15 protein-coding genes are annotated in these 17,329 nt (G+C 72.3%); 8 read left to right on the top strand and 7 right to left on the bottom strand.

The annotated features are described in order from the left end of the window. The 4 genes from VFW24_17315 to VFW24_17300 form a co-directional block, all read left to right on the top strand. Window positions 1-238: EAL domain-containing protein (locus VFW24_17315; protein HEX5268527.1), on the top strand; the 238-nt coding region annotated here is incomplete at its 5' end. Window positions 239-307: 69 nt separating this feature from the next. After that, window positions 308-1,714: an aldehyde dehydrogenase family protein gene (locus tag VFW24_17310; GenBank protein ID HEX5268526.1), complete on the top strand. Its 1,407-nt coding sequence runs from the start codon at window positions 308-310 to the stop codon at window positions 1,712-1,714. Between the two features lie 61 nt (window positions 1,715-1,775). Then, window positions 1,776-3,377, top strand: a complete 1,602-nt coding sequence (locus VFW24_17305) for an ABC-F family ATP-binding cassette domain-containing protein (protein ID HEX5268525.1) — start codon at window positions 1,776-1,778, stop codon at window positions 3,375-3,377. A gap of 104 nt (window positions 3,378-3,481) precedes the next feature. Beyond that, window positions 3,482-6,340, top strand: a complete 2,859-nt coding sequence (locus VFW24_17300; GenBank protein HEX5268524.1) for an EAL domain-containing protein — start codon at window positions 3,482-3,484, stop codon at window positions 6,338-6,340. Between the two features lie 33 nt (window positions 6,341-6,373). Here VFW24_17300 and VFW24_17295 read toward each other — a convergent pair whose 3' ends face one another. From VFW24_17295 to VFW24_17275, 5 genes are read right to left on the bottom strand one after another with little or no spacing between them, the layout of a single operon-like run. Further along, complete coding sequence (locus VFW24_17295; GenBank protein ID HEX5268523.1) at window positions 6,374-7,177, bottom strand: SDR family oxidoreductase; 804 nt, start codon at window positions 7,175-7,177, stop codon at window positions 6,374-6,376. 4 nt (window positions 7,178-7,181) lie between these two features. Next, window positions 7,182-7,925: an ABC transporter ATP-binding protein gene (locus VFW24_17290; GenBank protein HEX5268522.1), complete on the bottom strand. Its 744-nt coding sequence runs from the start codon at window positions 7,923-7,925 to the stop codon at window positions 7,182-7,184. Then, entirely contained in the window at window positions 7,922-8,686 is a 765-nt protein-coding gene (locus VFW24_17285; protein HEX5268521.1) for an ABC transporter ATP-binding protein, read from the bottom strand. The genes VFW24_17290 and VFW24_17285 overlap by 4 nt, the downstream gene beginning before the upstream one ends. After that, complete coding sequence (locus VFW24_17280; GenBank protein ID HEX5268520.1) at window positions 8,679-10,670, bottom strand: ABC transporter permease; 1,992 nt, start codon at window positions 10,668-10,670, stop codon at window positions 8,679-8,681. Before VFW24_17280 ends, VFW24_17285 begins: the two co-directional genes overlap by 8 nt. A 46-nt stretch (window positions 10,671-10,716) precedes the next feature. Next, window positions 10,717-12,045 (bottom strand): ABC transporter substrate-binding protein, encoded by a 1,329-nt coding sequence (locus tag VFW24_17275; protein ID HEX5268519.1) that lies wholly within the window; start codon window positions 12,043-12,045, stop codon window positions 10,717-10,719. A 149-nt stretch (window positions 12,046-12,194) separates the two neighbouring features. Between VFW24_17275 and VFW24_17270 the strand changes: the two genes are divergently transcribed. After that, complete coding sequence (locus tag VFW24_17270) at window positions 12,195-12,755, top strand: gluconate 2-dehydrogenase subunit 3 family protein (protein ID HEX5268518.1); 561 nt, start codon at window positions 12,195-12,197, stop codon at window positions 12,753-12,755. Continuing rightward, window positions 12,752-13,378 (top strand): hypothetical protein, encoded by a 627-nt coding sequence (locus tag VFW24_17265; protein HEX5268517.1) that lies wholly within the window; start codon window positions 12,752-12,754, stop codon window positions 13,376-13,378. Before VFW24_17270 ends, VFW24_17265 begins: the two co-directional genes overlap by 4 nt. 17 nt (window positions 13,379-13,395) lie before the next feature. On the opposite strand, the gene VFW24_17260 is transcribed toward VFW24_17265, so the two are convergent. Next, complete coding sequence (locus VFW24_17260) at window positions 13,396-14,985, bottom strand: diguanylate cyclase (GenBank protein ID HEX5268516.1); 1,590 nt, start codon at window positions 14,983-14,985, stop codon at window positions 13,396-13,398. Between the two features lie 103 nt (window positions 14,986-15,088). Between VFW24_17260 and VFW24_17255 the strand changes: the two genes are divergently transcribed. Next, entirely contained in the window at window positions 15,089-16,363 is a 1,275-nt protein-coding gene (locus VFW24_17255) for a cytochrome P450 (protein HEX5268515.1), read from the top strand. Continuing rightward, complete coding sequence (locus VFW24_17250; GenBank protein ID HEX5268514.1) at window positions 16,360-16,554, top strand: ferredoxin; 195 nt, start codon at window positions 16,360-16,362, stop codon at window positions 16,552-16,554. The genes VFW24_17255 and VFW24_17250 overlap by 4 nt, the downstream gene beginning before the upstream one ends. 6 nt (window positions 16,555-16,560) lie before the next feature. Here the strand turns inward: VFW24_17250 and VFW24_17245 are convergent. Then, window positions 16,561-17,329, bottom strand: a 769-nt coding sequence (locus VFW24_17245; protein HEX5268513.1) for an SDR family NAD(P)-dependent oxidoreductase, incomplete at its 5' end; no start/stop codon positions are given.

Raw genomic sequence — 17,329 nt, 5'->3', positions numbered from 1 at the left:
GGTGGTCGGGGCCACCATCGACCTGGCCCGCCACCTCGAGCTGGACGTCGTGGCCGAGGGGATCGAGGACGGTCTCACCTGGGAGCGGCTCCGCCAGCTGGGATGCGCCCGGGCCCAGGGCTACTACCTGTCCCGACCGGTCCCCGCCCGTGAGCTCGAGGAGTGGCTGGAGGAGTGGGAGCGCAAGCGGTGCATGCTCAACCACCCCTCCAGCTCGGTGGTGGCCCTGCGCCGGTAGCGGAGTGGCTGGCCCCCAGGGCTCCCGGTAGCGTGGCCCCCCGAAAGCGCGTTCCGGATGGGGGTTCAAATGGCCGACTTCAGCATGACCATCAGCGGCTCGGCGGCGCCGACCGAGAAGACCTTCGAGGTCGTCAACCCGGCCACGGGCTCGGTGTACGCCGAGGCGCCCGACTGCACCAAGGAGCAGCTCGACGCCGCCTTCGAGTCGGCGGCCAAGGCCTACCGGGACTGGCGCCTGGACGAGAAGCTGCGCCGCCAGACCCTCCACAAGATCGGTGACGCCCTCTTCGGCGTGGCAGCGGAGCTGGGCCCGGTGCTGACCTCCGAGCAGGGCAAGCCGCTGTCCGACGCTGGCACCGAGGTCTTCGGGGCCGGCATCTGGTTCAAGTACTACGCCGACCTGGAGCTCGAGCCCGAGGTCATCCAGGACGACGGCAACGCCTACGCCGAGGTCATCCGCAAGCCGCTGGGGGTGGTGGCGGCCATCACCCCGTGGAACTTCCCCCTGGTGCTCGCGTCGTGGAAGATCGCCCCCGCCCTGCTGGCCGGCAACACCATGGTGCTGAAGCCGTCCCCGTACACGCCGCTCAGCACCCTCAAGCTCGGTGAGCTGCTGCGCGACATCCTCCCGCCCGGAGTCCTCAACGTGGTCAGCGGTGGGGACGAGCTGGGCAAGTGGATGACGTCGCACCCGGTCCCCCGCAAGATCAGCTTCACCGGCTCGGTGGCCACCGGCAAGCACGTGGCCGCCGCCGCCGCGCCCGACCTGAAGCGCGTCACCCTCGAGCTCGGCGGCAACGACCCCGCCATCATCCTCGACGACGTCGAGCCCGCGGCCATCGCCGACAAGCTGTTCTGGGGGGCGTTCCAGAACAACGGTCAGGTCTGCTCGGCCATCAAGCGGGTCTATGTCCCCGAGCGCCTCTACGACGACGTCGTCGAGGCCCTGGCCGAGCGGGCCCGTTCGGTGAAGGTCGGGGACGGCACCGCCGAGGGGACCCAGCTGGGGCCGATCAACAACAAGCCTCAGTTCGAGCGGGTCAAGGAGCTGGTGGCCGACGCCGTCAAGGGCGGGGCCAAGGCGGTCACGGGCGGCAAGCCCATGGACGGGAACGGCTACTTCTTCGAGCCGACGATCCTGGCCGACGTCTCCGACGGCACCCGCATCGTCGACGAGGAGCAGTTCGGCCCGGCCCTGCCCGTCGTCGCCTACCGCGACCTCGACGACGCCGTGGAGCGGGCCAACGCCACCCACTTCGGCCTGTCCGGCTCGGTGTGGAGCGCCGACCCGGAGCGGGGCGGCGAGGTGGCCGCCCGCCTCGAGTGCGGGACGGCGTGGGTGAACTCCCACCTGGCCCTGGCTCCCCACCAGCCGTTCGGGGGCGCCAAGTGGAGCGGGATCGGGGTGGAGAACGGGCCGTGGGGCTACTACGGCTTCACCGAGCTGCAGGTCATCTACCGCGCCAAGTCCTGACGCTGCGGGCCGCCACGCGGTCCTGACCGCCCGCGGCCTGCGCCGCGAGCGGGGCCGGGAGGTGGTCCTGGCCGACGTCTCCGTCACCGTCGGGCCCGAGGCCCGCACCGGGGTCGTGGGCCCCAACGGGGTGGGCAAGACCACCCTCCTGCGGATACTGGCCGGGCTCGACCGCCCCGACGCGGGCACCGTCGAGCTGGCTCCGCCCGACGCCACCGTGGGCTACCTGGCCCAGGAGCCGGACCGGCGCCTCGACGAGGCGGTGCTGGCCCACCTGCGCCGGCGCACGGGGATCGCCGCCGCCGACGCCGAGCTCGAGGCGGCCGCCGACGCCCTGGCCCGGGGCGCCGAGGGGGCCTCCGATCGCTACGCCACGGCCCTGCACCGCTGGACCGCCCTGGGCGCGGCCGACCTCGACGCCCGGATCGAGACCGTCACCGCCGAGCTCGGGCTGCCGCCCCGGGTGCTCGAGCTGCCGACGGCCGCCCTCTCGGGCGGGGAGGCGGCCCGGGTGTCGCTGGCGGCCGTCCTGCTGTCGCGCTTCGACGTCATCCTGCTCGACGAGCCCACCAACGACCTCGACTTCTCCGGCCTCGACCAGCTGGAGGCCTTCGTGGTCGGGCGGGGCGGCGTGCTCGTCGTCTCCCACGACCGGGCCTTCCTCGAGCGGACGATCACGTCCGTGCTGGAGATCGACGAGCACTCCCGCACCTCGCGGCTGTTCCGCGGCGGTTGGTCCGCCTACCTGGAGGAACGGGCCCGCGCCCGGGCCCAGGCCGAGGAGGCCCACGCCGTCTACCGGCAGGAGCGCCGCCGCCTCCTCGACCGGGCCCGTCGGGAGCGGGACTGGGCCACGACCGGGACCCGCCGGGAGAAGCGGGCGCCCCGCGACAACGACAAGGCGCAGAGGGACTTCCGGATCAACCGCACCGAGAAGCTGGCGTCCCGGTCGCGCATGACCGAGCGGGCCCTCGAGCGGATGGACGTCGTCGACAAGCCGTGGGAGGGATGGGACCTCCGGTTCTCGATCGACGAGGCGCCCCGCTCCGGCGCGGTGGTGGCGCGCCTGGACGGCGCCGTGATGGAACGGGGCCGGTTCCGGCTCGGCCCGGTCGACCTCGAGGTCCGCTGGGGTGACCGGCTGGCGGTGGTGGGGCCCAACGGGAGCGGCAAGACCACGCTCGTGAAGGCGCTGCTCGGCCTGCTGCCGCTGACCGGAGGCAGCCGCTACCTCGGTCCCAGCGTCGCCGTGGGCGAGCTGGGCCAGGACCGCCTCGGCTTCCCTCCCGACCGGCCCGTGCTCGACGGCTTCCTCTCCCGCTCGGGTCTCACCGTTCCCGAGGGGCGCTCCCTCCTCGCCAAGTTCGGTCTCGGCGCCTCACACGTGGCCCGCCCGGCCGGGTCGCTGTCCCCGGGGGAGCGCACCCGCCTCGAGCTGGCCGTGTTCCAGGCCGCCGGGGTGAACCTGCTCGTCCTCGACGAGCCGACCAACCATCTCGACCTGGCCGCCATCGAGCAGCTCGAGGAGGCGCTGGCCGGCTACGGCGGCACTCTGATCCTCGTGTCCCACGATCGTTGGCTGCTGGAGGCGGTGGACACCACCCACCGCCTCGAGCTGACACCGGTGGGCTCCGGTCAGGAGGCGGCCACGCCGGCGCCCTGATCATTGGTGTCAACGCCCGGCGGGAATGACGCTTGACCAGATCGGGCCACCGGCCGAACTAGTTCCATGTCCCCGAGCCGGTCAATAAGCGCGGTCCGGGACCGATGAGGGTGCTCGCCGCCGCCGCCGTGGCCGGGCACCCGCTCTGGCATTACGCCGGCTTCCTGATCGCCCCGCTGATGGCCGCCCTGGCCCTGCGCCGGCCCGCTCCGGCCACCGTCCTCGGCGGCTCTCTGGTGTCCAGCCTGGGCCCCACCGCCCGGAGCTGGTGGGGCAGCGCCCGCTCCGCCGACCGGAGGCGGCAGGCCCTGGCAACCGCCTCGGCGCTCGTGGCCGGCATCCACATCTCGGTGTGTCCCGAGCACTTCCAGGAGGCGACCGCCTACGGCGTCTTCTTTGCCCTGCTGGCCACGTTCCAGCTGGCGTGGGGAGCGGTCGTGCTGGCCCGTCCGACCCGGACGGTCCTTGTCTTCGGGGCCGCCGTCAATGCCGCCACCGTCGGGTTGTGGCTGGTCTCGCGAACCGTGGGGCTGCCGGTCGGGCCCGAGACCTGGTCACCCGAGGAGTTCGGCCGCCTCGACATTGCGGCGTCCGCCGTCGAGCTGGCCGTGGTCGCCGCGTGCGTGCTCCTCGCCCGCGCCCTGCCCCGGGGCCGGCCCCTCCGGTGGCGCCCCGTCGCCCACCGCCTGCGTGCGCTCCTCCCCCAGGGGACCCCCCTGCCCGAGGAGGTCTGGGCCCAGCGCCACCGCTGGATCAGCGCCGTGCTGTGGATCCACCTGCCCGGGATCGCCATCTTTGCCCTGGCGCGGAGCCGCCCGGTGTGGGAGGCGATGCTGATCCCGGGCCTCCTGGCGCCGTTCGGGATAGCCGCCCACACCCTCCGGGGTCACCGGCGGGTGGCCACCGTGGTCACCGCCGTGGGCCTGTTGACCTGCTCCGCCGAGCTGGTGTGGCTGTCGGCCGGCGCCACCGAGATGCACTTCCACTACTTCGTGATGGTCGGCATCATCACGCTGTACCAGGACTGGTGGCCGTTCCTGGTCGCCATCGGCTACGTCGTCCTGCAGCACGGCCTGGCGGGAGTCCTGGCGCCGTCGGTGGTGTTCGACCACCAGTCGGCCATCGACGACCCCTGGAAGTGGGCGGCCATCCACGGCGTGTTCGTGCTGGCGATGAGCGGGGCCGGCATGGCCTCGTGGCGGCTGAACGAGGCCTTCCTCCGCAGCGTGAAGGACGGGGAGGACGACCTGCGTCGCACCCTCTCGCTGCTCTCCGCCACTCTCGACGCCACCGCCGACGGCATCTTGGTCGTCGACAGCGAGGGGCGGATCACCAGCTACAACCGCCGCTTCGCCGAGCTGTGGGGCATCCCTGACACGGTGCTCGCCACCCGGGACGACGACCAGGCCCTGTCCTTCGTCCTGCGTCAGCTGTCGGACCCGGAGTCGTTCATCGGCAAGGTCCGGGAGCTGTACGCCCAACCCGAGGAGTCGAGCCACGACGTGCTCCGCTTCCGGGACGGCCGCACCGTCGACCGCTTCTCCACCCCGCAGCGGGTGGACGGCGCCATCGCCGGGCGGGTCTGGAGCTTCCGGGACGTGACCGAGCAGCGCCGCCTGGAGCAGGAGCTGGCCCACCAGGCCTTCCACGACTCCCTGACCGGGCTGGCCAACCAGGCGCTGTTCCGCGACCGCGTCAACCACTCGCTGGCCCGGCTCAGCCGCCGCGGTGGCCCCCTGGCCGTCCTCTTCCTCGACCTCGACGGCTTCAAGAACATCAACGACAGCCTGGGCCACACCGCCGGGGACGAGCTGCTCACGAGCATGGCCGAGCGGGTCCAGGGCTGCCTCCGGATCACCGACACCGCCGCCCGGCTCGGGGGGGACGAGTTTGCCGTGCTGCTCGAGGACCTCACCAGCGAGCACGAGGCCACCGTCGTGGCGCAGCGGATCATCTCGGCCCTGCTCCGCCCGTTCCGGCCCGCGGGCCGGGAGGTCGTGATCGGCGCCAGCATCGGGATCGCCTTCGGGTCGGTCGGGATCAGCGGGGACCAGCTGCTCCGCAACGCCGACCTGGCCATGTACACCGCCAAGCGTCACCACCGCGGCGGCTACCAGATCTTCCGCTCGGACATGCACACCCGGGCGCTCGAGCGTCTTGAGCTCGAGGTCGACCTGCGGCGGGGCCTGGGCCGCGACGAGCTGGACGTCGCCTACCAGCCGATCGTCACCGCCGACGGCTCGGTGATCGCGGGGGTGGAGGCCCTGGTGCGCTGGCGCCACCCGACGCGCGGCGTCCTTGCGCCGGGCAGCTTCATCACCCTGGCGGAGGAGACCGGGCTCATCCGCGAGATCGGGCGCCAGGTGCTCAACCGGGCCTGCCGGCAGACCCGGGAGTGGCAGGGGGCCGGCCTCGGGGTCGACGAGCTGGCGGTCAGCGTCAACATCTCCCCCGGCCAGCTGTACCACGACGAGATCGTGGACGAGGTGCGGGAGGCGCTCGAGTCCTCCGGGCTGGCGCCGGCGTGCCTCACCCTCGAGATCACCGAGACGGGGATGATGACCGACAGCGAGCGCGCCATCCGCAAGCTGCACGAGCTCAAGGCCCTCGGGGTGCGGCTGGCCGTCGACGATTTCGGCACCGGCTACTCGTCGCTCAGCTACCTGGATCGCTTCCCCGTCGACATCTTGAAGATCGACCGGTCGTTCGTGGCCCCCATCGGCGACGGGGAAGGCGAGTCGTCGCTCGCCAGCGCCATCGTCTCGCTGGCCCGGACCATGCGCCTGACGGCGGTGGCCGAGGGGGTCGAGACCCGCCAGCAGGCCGAGGTCCTGGCCGGCCTGGGCTGCGACTACGCCCAGGGCTACTACTTCTCCCGGCCCGTCGACGCCCCCGACCTGCGGGCCCTGCTCGAGTCCCGCCGGGCGGAGGACATCACGGTCGTGGGCGGGCCGGGGGCCTGAGCGACCCGGACGGGAGGCCGTCAGCGGGACCGGTCAGACGAAGTCCGAACCCCCGTCGACGTTGACGTTGGCCCCCGTGACGTAGCCGTTCCGCCGCGACGCCAGGAAGGCGATCACCGCCCCGACCTCGTCGGGGATCCCGGCCCGGCCCAGGTCGGCGGGCTGGTGGAAGGTGTCGGCTATCCAGCGCATGACGTCGTGGGGGTCGGAGGCGTCGAGACCGAGCTCGTCGAGGACCGCCTTCAGGTTCTCGGTGAAGCTGGCGGTGACGATGGTCCCGGGGCTAACGGTGTTGACGAGGATGCCCTCCGGGGCCAGGGACCGGGCCAGGTTCTTGGAGATGCTCGTCAGAGCGGCCTTCGACGCCGTGTAGGCGACCAGCATCGGGCTCTGGCGCTGGATGGAGTGGGCCGACACGTTCACGACGCGCGCCCACCCGGCTGCGCGCAACAGGGGGAGGGCGGCACGCACGCAGTGCACGGCCGCCATGGTCCCGAGGGCAAAGGTCTGCTCCCACTGCTCGTCACTCAACTCGTCGAGGCGGCCCGCTCCGGGCCCGACGGTGTTGACCAGGGCGTTGAGCTCACCCCATCGCGACCGGATCTCGCCAAAGGCCCCCTCGACCGCCGCCCGGTCGGTCACGTCGACGGCCACGACCGCCACGTCGGGGCTCCCGAGCGCCGCCAGCGCCGCCGCCGTCTCGTCGAGGGCCGCCGCGCCCCGTGCCAGCACCGCCACCCGGGCGCCGTCGGCGGCGAAGCACTCCGCCGCCGCCCGCCCCATGCCCTTGGTCCCTCCCGTCACGGCCACGGCGGCCCCGGCCAGCCCCAGGTCCACCGCCTCAGCCCTCGGCCGCGCCGGTGACGGCCACCTCGTGCCGGGCCGCCAGCACCGCCTCGACGGCGGCGAGGGCCTGGTCGGCCGGCCCGTCGAAGGCCACCGCGCCGTGCTCGAGCACCACGGCGCCCGACGCCAGCTCGAGCACCCGGTCCACGTGCTGCTCGACGATGAGCAGGGCGGTGCCCGAGGCGTGGATCAGCCGCAGGCTCTCGTAGACCTTGTCGACGACCGCCGGCGCCAGCCCGAGCGACAGCTCGTCGGCCACCAGCAGGCGGGGCGGTACCACCATGACCTTGGCCAGCGAGAGCATCCGCTGCTCGCCTCCCGACAGGGTGCCCCCCCGCTGCCGCCGGCGGTCGGCGAGGGCCGGGAACGCCTGGTAGGCCCGCTCGAGCGACTCGGCCAGCCGCGCCCGCCCGGCCCGCTGCCGGAAGGCCAGGGTGAGGTTCTCCTCCACGGTCAGCTGGGCGAAGACGGCCCGCCCCTCCACCACGTGCGCAACTCCTTCACGCGCCAGCTTGTAGGGCGCCTGGTTGGTGACGTCGACGCCCCGCACCGACACCCGGCCGGCGGTGGCGCGCAGGAGCCCGGTCACGACCCGCGCCACGGTCGACTTGCCGGCCCCGTTGGAGCCCAGCAGGGCCACGACCCCGCCCGGCGGGACCGAGAAGGTCACGCCGAACAGGGCCCGGTAGGGGCCGTAGGCGGCGCTGAGCGAGTCGACCTCGAGGGCGGGGGCGGTCACGCCTTCACCCCGAGGTAGGCGGAGCGCACCGCCGGGTCCTCCATCACCTCGCCGAACGTCCCCTCGGCCACGACCCGGCCCAGGTCCATGACCACCACCCGGTCGGCGACCTGGTCGACCAGGGCCAGGTTGTGCTCGACCAGGAGCACGGCCATCCCCCGCTGGCCCTGGATGGCGCGCAGCACCTCGGCCAGCTGGCGGGTCTCGTGGATGTCGAGGCCGGACGAGGGCTCGTCGGCCAGGAGCAGCTCGGGGTCCATGACCAGGGCCCGGGCCAGCTCCACGACCCGGCACAGGCCGAGACCGAGGGCGGCGACGAGGGTGTCGGCCAGGTCGGCCAGCCCCACCAGGTCGAGCACGGAGTAGACCCGGGACATCTCGTCGCGGTCGGGCCGGCTCCGGTTGAGCAGGTCCTTCCACAGCCGGCCCTGCCCGCCCCGCGCCCGTTCCGCCACCAGCAGGTGGTCGCGCACCGAGAGCTCCGGGAACACCTCGATGCGCTGATAGGTGCGGCCGATCCCGAGGCGGGCCCGCCGGAACGTCGGGAGATCGTGGATGGTCTCCCCGTTGAACACGACCGCGCCCTCGTCCGGGGTCAGCTGCCCGCACACGCAGTTGAACAGCGTGGTCTTGCCGGCCCCGTTGGGTCCGATCAGGGCCACCGTCTCCCCGGCGTCCACGCGCAGGTCCACCTGGGAGACCGCCGCCACCCCCCCGAAGGACTTGGTCAGGTTCTCGACGGCCAGCAGGGTCTCACCCATCGGCCAGCACCGGCACCCTCTCGGTTGGAGGCGCCATCGGCGGTCCCCGACGCTCGAAGATCCGCTTCTGCCACTTGAGGGTCGCGCGGGCCTTCTGGTACTCGAGCACGCCCTCGGGGTGGGCGGCGTAGGTGAGGGCCCCAAAGGCGAATCCCACGAACACCAGGCTCGAGCCGCCGAAGCGGCCGGGCAGGTAGGTGAGGAGCTGCTGGGTGACCACGAAGCCCATCCCACCCTGGATGGCGCCCTCCACCGTGCTCACGCCGGTGGTGACCACGATCACCACGAACGCCACCGACAGCTCGTAGTTCCACTGCTCGGCGTTGGCCACCTGCTGCTGGATGGTGAACACCGTCCCGCCGATGCCGGCGATCACCCCGGCCAGGGCGAACACGGTGATCCGCTGGCGGGAGAGGTCGATGCCGATGCCGGCGGCCCCGGTCTCGCTCCCGCGCATGGCGGCCAGGAAGCGCCCGGTGGTCCCTTTGCGCACCAGGTTGACGACGATGACGCAGAGGACCAGGGCAACCATCGCCAGCACGAACAGCTGGTGCCCGTTGGGGTCGAAGAAGTGGAACGGCGCCACCCAGTCCTGGCTGATCGACAGACCCTGGGCCCCGTTGCTGACGCCCGACTGGTTGAACACCGCATTGTCGAAGAACAGGGCCCCGGCCAGGGTCATCAGCGCCAGGCCCAGGCCGGCCAGGCGGAGCGACAGCAGCGCCAGGACCACCGCCACCGCCGCCGCGGCCAGGGCCCCGATCAGGCCCCCGAGGAGCATGTTGAGCCCGAGGTGGTGGGCCACCTGGGCGGCGGCGAACGCCCCGACCCCCGCCAGCGTCCCCTGGGCCAGCGAGAGCTGGCCGGCCATCCCGGTGATCAGGGTCACCGACAGGAAGATCGTCGAGAACGCCAGTCCGGAGTTGAAGACGTTCTCCCAAGTCCGGGGCATCCACGTCAGCATCGAGACGATGAAGGCGGCCAGCATGGCGTACCACGTGACCCGGATGATGCGGTCCATCACCGGCAGCCGGATGGTGCGCAGGGGCGGAGGGGGCGGGGGGTCGACCGACGCCAGCGGGTCACGGTCCGTCTCGAGGGTGCGCAGGCCGGGCACCACGAGCAGGGCCACCGCCAGCACGATGAACGGGAAGGCCGGCAGCACCGCCGAGTAGAGCCACGACGAAGTCGGCAGGTAGCCCTGGAAGACCGACTCCAGCACCCCGACGAGGATGGCCACCGCTGCCGCCACGGGAAGCGACCGCAGCGCCGCCCAGGCCGCCGCTGCCACCGCCGCCACCATCAGGGTGGTGAAGCCGATCGCCTGTACCTGGGCGAACAGCGGGGCCAGCAGGACGCCGGACAGGCCGGCGAGGATGCTCGAGACCACCCACGCGATGGCCACCACGGCGCGCGCGTTCACCCCGTCGAGCTGCACCAGCCGGCGGCTCTCCACCGCCCCCCGCATCTGCAGTCCCAGGGGGGTGAGCCGCATCATCACGACCAGGCCGGCCAGGGCCACCCCCGTGACCACCATCACGGTGAGCTCGGCGCCGTTGATCGGGGTGCCGAACACCGTGAAGTACACGGTGTCGATGTTCCAGAAGACGCTCGGGGAGTTGAGCAGGTTCTGGTTGCCGAACACGACCGGAAGCAGGGCCGGGATGCCCACGAACAGGCTCAGGCCGGTCACCACCTTGGCCATGTTCCTCTGGGCCGGGATCCGGGAGAACAGGAAGTGGTCGAACAGGAGGCCCAGGGCCGGGGACATCACCAGCACGGTCAGGACGAACGCCGCCGCCACCGGGAAGTGGTGGATCTGGGTGGCCCAGGTGTACACGAAGGCAGCAGCAAAGGCCTGGGCCCCGAAGGCGAAGTTGAACACCCCGGTGGCCTGGTAGGTGAGCACCAGCCCGACGGCAAACAGCGCGTAGGTGCAGCCGAACGGGATCCCCGGTATGGCAAATCCCAGGAACTGCTCCACCGCCGACCCCGCCGTCCGCTAGCGGCCGGCTACCGGGCCGGGCCGGTCAAGCACCGGGCGTGCCCGCCGGCGGCGTCACCATCGTCGGGTGCACGACGTCGGCGCCGAAGCACTGGAAGGCGCCGTTGTTCCTGTCGAAGGCGGGGACGAACTTGTCCCCCACCACCTGGATCCAGGCCGCGCAGTAGGGGGGCTTGACCAGGCTCACGTCGTGGGCCTCGGTCCAGTTGACCGGGGCGAAGAGGCCAGCGGTGAAGTTCGTGATCTTGTTGGTCTCGGCCACCACGTTGGCCTGGGTCAGGTTGCTCCCCGCCGCCTTCACGGCCTGGGTGAACAGGGCGGCCGACTCCCAGCCCTGCAGGGCCACCTCGTCCAGGGTCCACTTCGGCTCATACTTCTTCATGGCGTTGATGTAGGTGGTGAGCCCCGGGTACTTGGAGGGGGCGCTGGTGGCGTAGGAGAACGGAACGTGGGCGATGCTGAACCAGACGTTCTGCATCAGGTCCTGGTACTGGTCGAGGGTCGGCTGGTCGTTGCCGTTGAGCCAGAGCGACTTCACGGTGTTGTAGCCGTACTGCTTCATGGCCCGGGCCACGGCGATGTTCGAGTTGACATCCATGCACGAGATGAAGGTGTTGACTCCGGCCTGCTGCATCCGCTTGACGTCGGGGGCGGGATTGCCGCCGTAGGGCACGTTGAAGTCGGTGAAGCCGACCTTGACGCCGGCCTGGGTGAGGCCGTCGTTGAAGGCCTTGCACGAGTTGGCCGAGGAGGCGAACCCGAGGGCCAGGAGCCCGACGTTGGCGTTCTTGGGCTGCACCTGGTGGACGAACCAGTTGATCTCCGGCTGCCCGCACTTGGTGCACTGCACCGATCCGCCCGCCGCGAACAGGTTGGGGGCGCCCGACCAGTTCCCGGTCACGTCGTAGCCGTAGGTCGGGATCCCGTTCTCCTGGAAGATGTTCGGGGAGAAGAAGGCGGTGGCCACCCCGACGACGGCAAAGACGTGGTCCTGGTTGATGAGCGTCTGGGCCAGCTGGTTGAACTGGCTCGGGTTGCCGCCGTCGTCGAGGCTGTTGGCCATCACGAGCTTGCGGCCGTTGATCCCGCCCTTGGCGTTGACGTAGTCGAAGTAGGCCTGGACCCCGGGCACCAGTGACTCGAAGTTCGAGGCCAGGGTTCCGGTCAAGGTCGAGATGGAGCCGACCCGGATCTCGGTGGCCGTGACCCCCGGGGCGGTGGACGGGGCCGCCGAGCCGGAGGTCGACCCCGATCCCGACGAGGTGGTCCCCGTCGAGGCGTTGCCGCTCGAGCCACTGCTGCCGCACGCCGCGGCCGCGATGGCCAGCGATCCCGTCAGGATGGCCGCAGCCACCCTCCCCCCGATCCGCATACGAACCCCTGTCTCTGTGTCGCCGATGCACGATCCGCCGATGCATGATCCGCCGGTGCCCGACCCAGGGTAGAAGCAATGTTCCCTCCGGTAAACGGCGGATGCATGCGGGTGGCTATGTTCTGACGGCCATGCCCGTCTTCTTCTCCGACGCCGAGTATGCGGTGATCCGGGCGGTGTGCGCCCGCTTGATCCCGACCGACCGGGACCCCGGTGCGACCGAGGCCGGGGTGGTCGACTACATCGACACCTTCCTCGGGGCGTTCAGCTTCGACCCGCCGCGCATCTGGGCCGGCGGTCCGTTTTCGGGGCGTCGGGGAGGAGAGGCGTCGTTCGGGCGGTTCATCCCGCTCAACCGGCACCAGGAGCTGGCGTGGCGCACCCGGATCGAGGGGTCGGGCGGCATCCCCGAGCGCGAGTTCAACGGCCCGGTGGTCGGCCTGCAGGAGCGGTACCGCGCCGGGCTGGCCGCCTTGGGACCGGATTTTGCCGAGCTGGGGGAGGAGGAGCAGGACCGGCGGCTGCGTGACCACGCCGAGTTCACCGGGCTGGTCTACGAGCACGCGTGCGAGGGGATGTACGGCGCTCCCGAGTACGGCGGGAACCGGGACCTGGCCGGCTGGCGCTACATCGGCTTCGAGGGGGACGCCCAGCCGGCGGGGTACACCGACGCCGAGGTCAGCGGGCCGTGACCGGCGGCCCCGTCCGGGAGGAGCTGCTCGAGCTCGGCGCCGCCACCCTGGGGGAGTCGGGCGGACTGCCGATGGCTCCCCGGATCCGCCCGGCCTGGGCGGGAGCCCGGGTAGCCGGTCCCGCCTACACCGTGGCGTGCGCCCCGGCCGACAACCTGGCGATCCACGTGGCGGTGACCCGGGCCGGCCCGGGCTCGGTGCTCGTGGTCGACGCCGCCGCCGTTCCCGAGCGCGGCTACTGGGGGGAGGTCCTGACCACGGCGGCGGAGGCGGCCGGGGTGGCCGGGCTGGTGATCGACGGAGGGGTGCGCGACGTGGCGGCTCTGCAGGCGCACGGCTTCCCGGTGTTCTCGGCCCTGGTGGCCCTGCCCGGTGCGACCAAGGGCGGCCCCGGCGCCGTCGGGTGCCGCGTCGAGGTCGGGGGGGTGGCACTCGAGACCGGGGACTGGGTAGTGGCCGATGCCGACGGAGTGACGGTCGTGGCCGCCGCCCGGATCGACGACGTGGCCGAGGCGGGGCGGACCCGTGCCGCCAAGGAGCAGGGGATGTTCAGGGACCTCCGGTCGGGCCGCACGACGATGGACCTGCTGGGGCTCGACCCGTCAGCCGTCGAGGGGGCGTAGGACCTCACGCATCGGCCTCAGGCCCGGGCGTAGGCCAGGTCCTCGTCCCACAGGACCGGCGTCCCGCCCCGGGTGCGCTTGGCCGCGTACATGGCGGCGTCGGCCCGTCCGACGGCCTCCTCGGCGGTGACCGACCCGGCGGGGACCAGGGCCACCCCCAGGCTGGCGGACAGCTGGAGGCCGAGACCCCACCCGCACGACCCGATCCGCGCCGACAGCCGCTCCGCCAGCTCCAGGGCGGCGCCAGGGGACTCCACGTTGGGGCACACCACGAGGAACTCGTCCCCCCCGATGCGGCCGACCACGTCCCCCCGGCGGACGGTGGCGTGCAGGGCGTGGCCGATCTCGGCCAGGAGCCGGTCACCCACCTCGTGCCCGAACCGGTCGTTCACCGGCTTGAACTGGTCGAGGTCGATGAAGATCACCGACACGTCCTCTCGGGCCTGAAGGGCCCGGCGCACCGCGTCCAGGATGGCGGGCCGGTTGTGCACGCCGGTGAGCGAGTCGGTGGCGGCCTGGACCTTCAGCTCGGTCACGTCCATTACGCACAGCAGGGCGCCGAGGATCCGCTGCTCGTCGGTCACGGCGCGCAGCGCCACCTGGCACTGGCGCTCAGCCGCCCGCCCGGTGCCGGCCAGGCGCACGTCCACGTCGAGATCACGGCCCCGGTCGAGGACGTCGTCGATGGCCGCCTGGAGGACCCCGGAGTCCTCGAGCCGGAGGGCCGCCAGCACCTGGTCCACCGAACGGACCTCGTCGGAGGCCAACAGGTCGCGGAGCCGGCCGTTGCAGTAGGTGACCGAGCGGTCGACGGCCAGCTCGGCCAGCCCCACCGGGACCGTCTCGGTGACCCGCCGGAGCAGCTGCTCGCCGTGGCGCAGGGCCTCATGGGCGGCCATCTCCTCGGAGATGTCGATCAGCTGGCAGAGGACGGACGGCTCGGCCCCCGGCTCCTCCTTGAACTGGTTGGACGTCTCCAGCCACAGCCACGATCCGTCTTGGCGGAGGTAGCGGAGGCGCACGGCGTGGCTGCCCCGCACCCGGATGAACTCCATCCAGTTGTCGATGGCCCGGGCGTGGTCGTCGGGGTGGATGAGCTCGAGGGTCTGGCGCCCGATCAGCTCCGACCAGCTCCAACCGAGCATCTCGGTCGTGGCCTCGTCGACGGCCAGGATCGTCGCCACCGTGCTCTTGCGCAGCGTCGCCAGGCGGGGCCGGCCGGGGGCGATGGCGCCGGGGCTGACCGGCTCGGATCCGTCCCCGTTCTCGACCACGGCGAACCGCAGCACGACGCCGTGCTCCTCCCGGGTGTCGATGTAGTGGACGGTGAGCGTCCGGTGCGGCGGCGCGGCCATCCGCACCCGGGTCACCGCTATGCCGTTGGCCCGGGCCTGCACGAAGGCGCCGACGAGCTTGGAGGAGTCGGCGGCGTCGACGAGGTCAACGAACGAGCGCCCGTCGACCTGGTGGGAAGGCAGCAGTGGCACCCCGGGCGGCATGGCCACGGGCGTGCCTTCGGCGCTCAATGCGCCCGCCATGGCCGTCGGGTGCTCCCCCAGCCACACCTCCAGCGACCGCGACGGGTCCACGAGGGGCGTCTGGCCCACCACCGGATCCTCCGAGGCCCGCGAATCGCCTGTACCGCTCATGTCTCCCCCTTGTACTGAGTGATCGGGAGAACCGCAGAACGCCTTGAGGTACCTTCCGCTGATGGCTGCAAGCGAGCGGGTGGTGGTCGACTTCGACCAGCACTCGCCCGAGTACAAGTCGGGGTACCCCGGCCTCAGCCGGGGCCTGCGGGAGCAGGGGCCCGTGGTGTGGAGCGACCACCACGGCGGCTACTGGGTGGTGACCGGGCGGGACGCCCTCGGGGAGATCGCCAAGCACCCCGAGCTGTTCTCGAACGACCGCGACCGGGACAAAGGGTACAAAGGCGTCGCCATCCCGGCTCCCGACGGGGACGGGCGGGGCGGATTTCTCGAGATGGACCCCCCCGAGCACATGGACTACCGCCGGGTGCTCAACCCGTTCCTGTCCCCGGCGGCGGTGGAGCGCTGGAGCCCGATGGTCCTCGACGTCGCCAACGCGTGCATCGACGCCACGTCGGGGAGCGGGACGATCGACTTCGTCGACGACCTGGCCAACGTGGTCCCCGCCGTTCTCACCATGGGGCTGCTCGGGATGCCCCTCGGGGACTGGGAGGTCTACTGCGAGCCGGCCCACGCCATGGTGTACACGCCCCCCAACAGCCCCGAGTTCGTCCGCACCTTCCGGCTGATCCTGCGGATGGTCGAGGCCATCACCGCGTCGATCGCCACCGCCCGGGAGACGCCCCGGCCCGGGATCATCAAGGCCCTCCTCGACGCCCGGGCGGCGGGCGCCCCCCTCGACGAGGACGGGATCGAGGGCACGATCCTGCTGGTCATCGGGGGTGGCTTCGACACCACGACCGCTCTGACCGCCCACGCCCTCGAGTGGCTCCACCGCGACCGGGAGCACCGCCGGCGCCTGCTCGACGATCCCGCCCTGCTCGACACGGCCACCGAGGAGCTGGTCCGCTTCTTCACCCCGGCCCAGGGCGGCGGGCGGACGGTGACCCGGGACTGCGAGGTGGCCGGGCACCGCTTCCGCACCGGAGAGCGGGTGTGGATGGCCTACGGGCTCTGCAACCACGACCCGGCGGCGTTCGAGCGTCCCGACGAAATCGTCCCCGACCGCTTCCCCAACCGCCACACCGGGTTCGGCCTCGGCATCCACCGCTGCATCGGCTCCAACCTGGCCCGGCTCACCTTCAAGACCATGCTCGGCGCCGTCCTGCGCCGGATGCCGGACTACGAGGTCGACCCCGCCGGGATCGTCCGCTACGACGACATCGGCACCATCAACGGCTACCGGCACCTCCCGGCCCGGTTCACGCCGATCCCGACCGAAGGGGCGCCGCTGCCCGAGGTGCTCGACCGCTGGCAGGAGCGCCTCGACCGGTGAGGGTCCGGGTCGATCCCGAGGTCTGCCAGGGCCACACCCTCTGCGCCCTCGCCGCCCCCGACGTGTTCCTCCTTCGCGAGGAGGACGGCCACTCGTATGTGGCGTCCGAGGAGGTCGACCCGGGGCGCGCCGACGTGGTGCGCCGGGCGGCGGCCACCTGCCCCGAGGGGGCCATCACCATCGACGAGTGAGGGGGGCTAGCCCGCCGAGCGCCGCACCCCGCGTCGGTAGGCCGAGGGGAACAGCGACCGGGCCATCGGCGCCAGGCGGGCCACCCGGGTGGCGTCGATGTCGACCCGGGGCCCGCCGATGCGCCCGATGACCAGCCGGGAGACCTCCTCCTGGCTGCGACGTACCATGCGGGGCGGCTGGGGCGCGGAGGCGGAGGCGCCCGGGCCCGTCGTCATCTCGGTGGGCACCCAGCCCGGGTACAGGACGTGCAGGTGCACGCCCCTTCCCTCGGTGTCGAACGACAGGGCCTCGGTGAAGGCGCTGAGGGCCGCCTTCGACGCCGAGTAGGCCGCCTCCCCCGGGCTGGGCGCCCGGCCGGTGTCCGACGACACGTTCACGACCACGCCGCGCCCCCGCGCCAGCATCCCCGGCAGCACCGTGAGCGTCCCGGTGACGGCGGCGAAGTAGTTGGTCTCCATGACCTGGCGGTAGGCGCCGACGGCCTCCGTCCCGACGGTCGGCGCCCCCTCGGGCGCGCCGATGCCGGCGTTGTTGACGAGCACGTCGATGCATCCCCGCTCGCGCTCGATCGCGGCCAGCGCCGACGCGTAGGCGGCGGTGTCGCTGACGTCGCACACCGACGTGGTCGAGTCGGGAGACGAGCGCTTCATCTCCTCCTCGACCGCGGCCAGCCGGTCGGCCCGCCGCGCCAGCCCCGTCACCGCTGCGCCCCGCTCCGCCAGGTCCAGGCAGAAGCGCCGCCCCAGCCCCGACGAGGCCCCGGTCACCACGACC

Source organism: Acidimicrobiales bacterium (assembly GCA_036273495.1).
Lineage (GTDB): Bacteria > Actinomycetota > Acidimicrobiia > Acidimicrobiales > JAJPHE01 > DASSEU01.
Note: the sequence above shows the minus strand (reverse complement) of the source record. Positions and strands in the feature narration are given on the sequence as shown.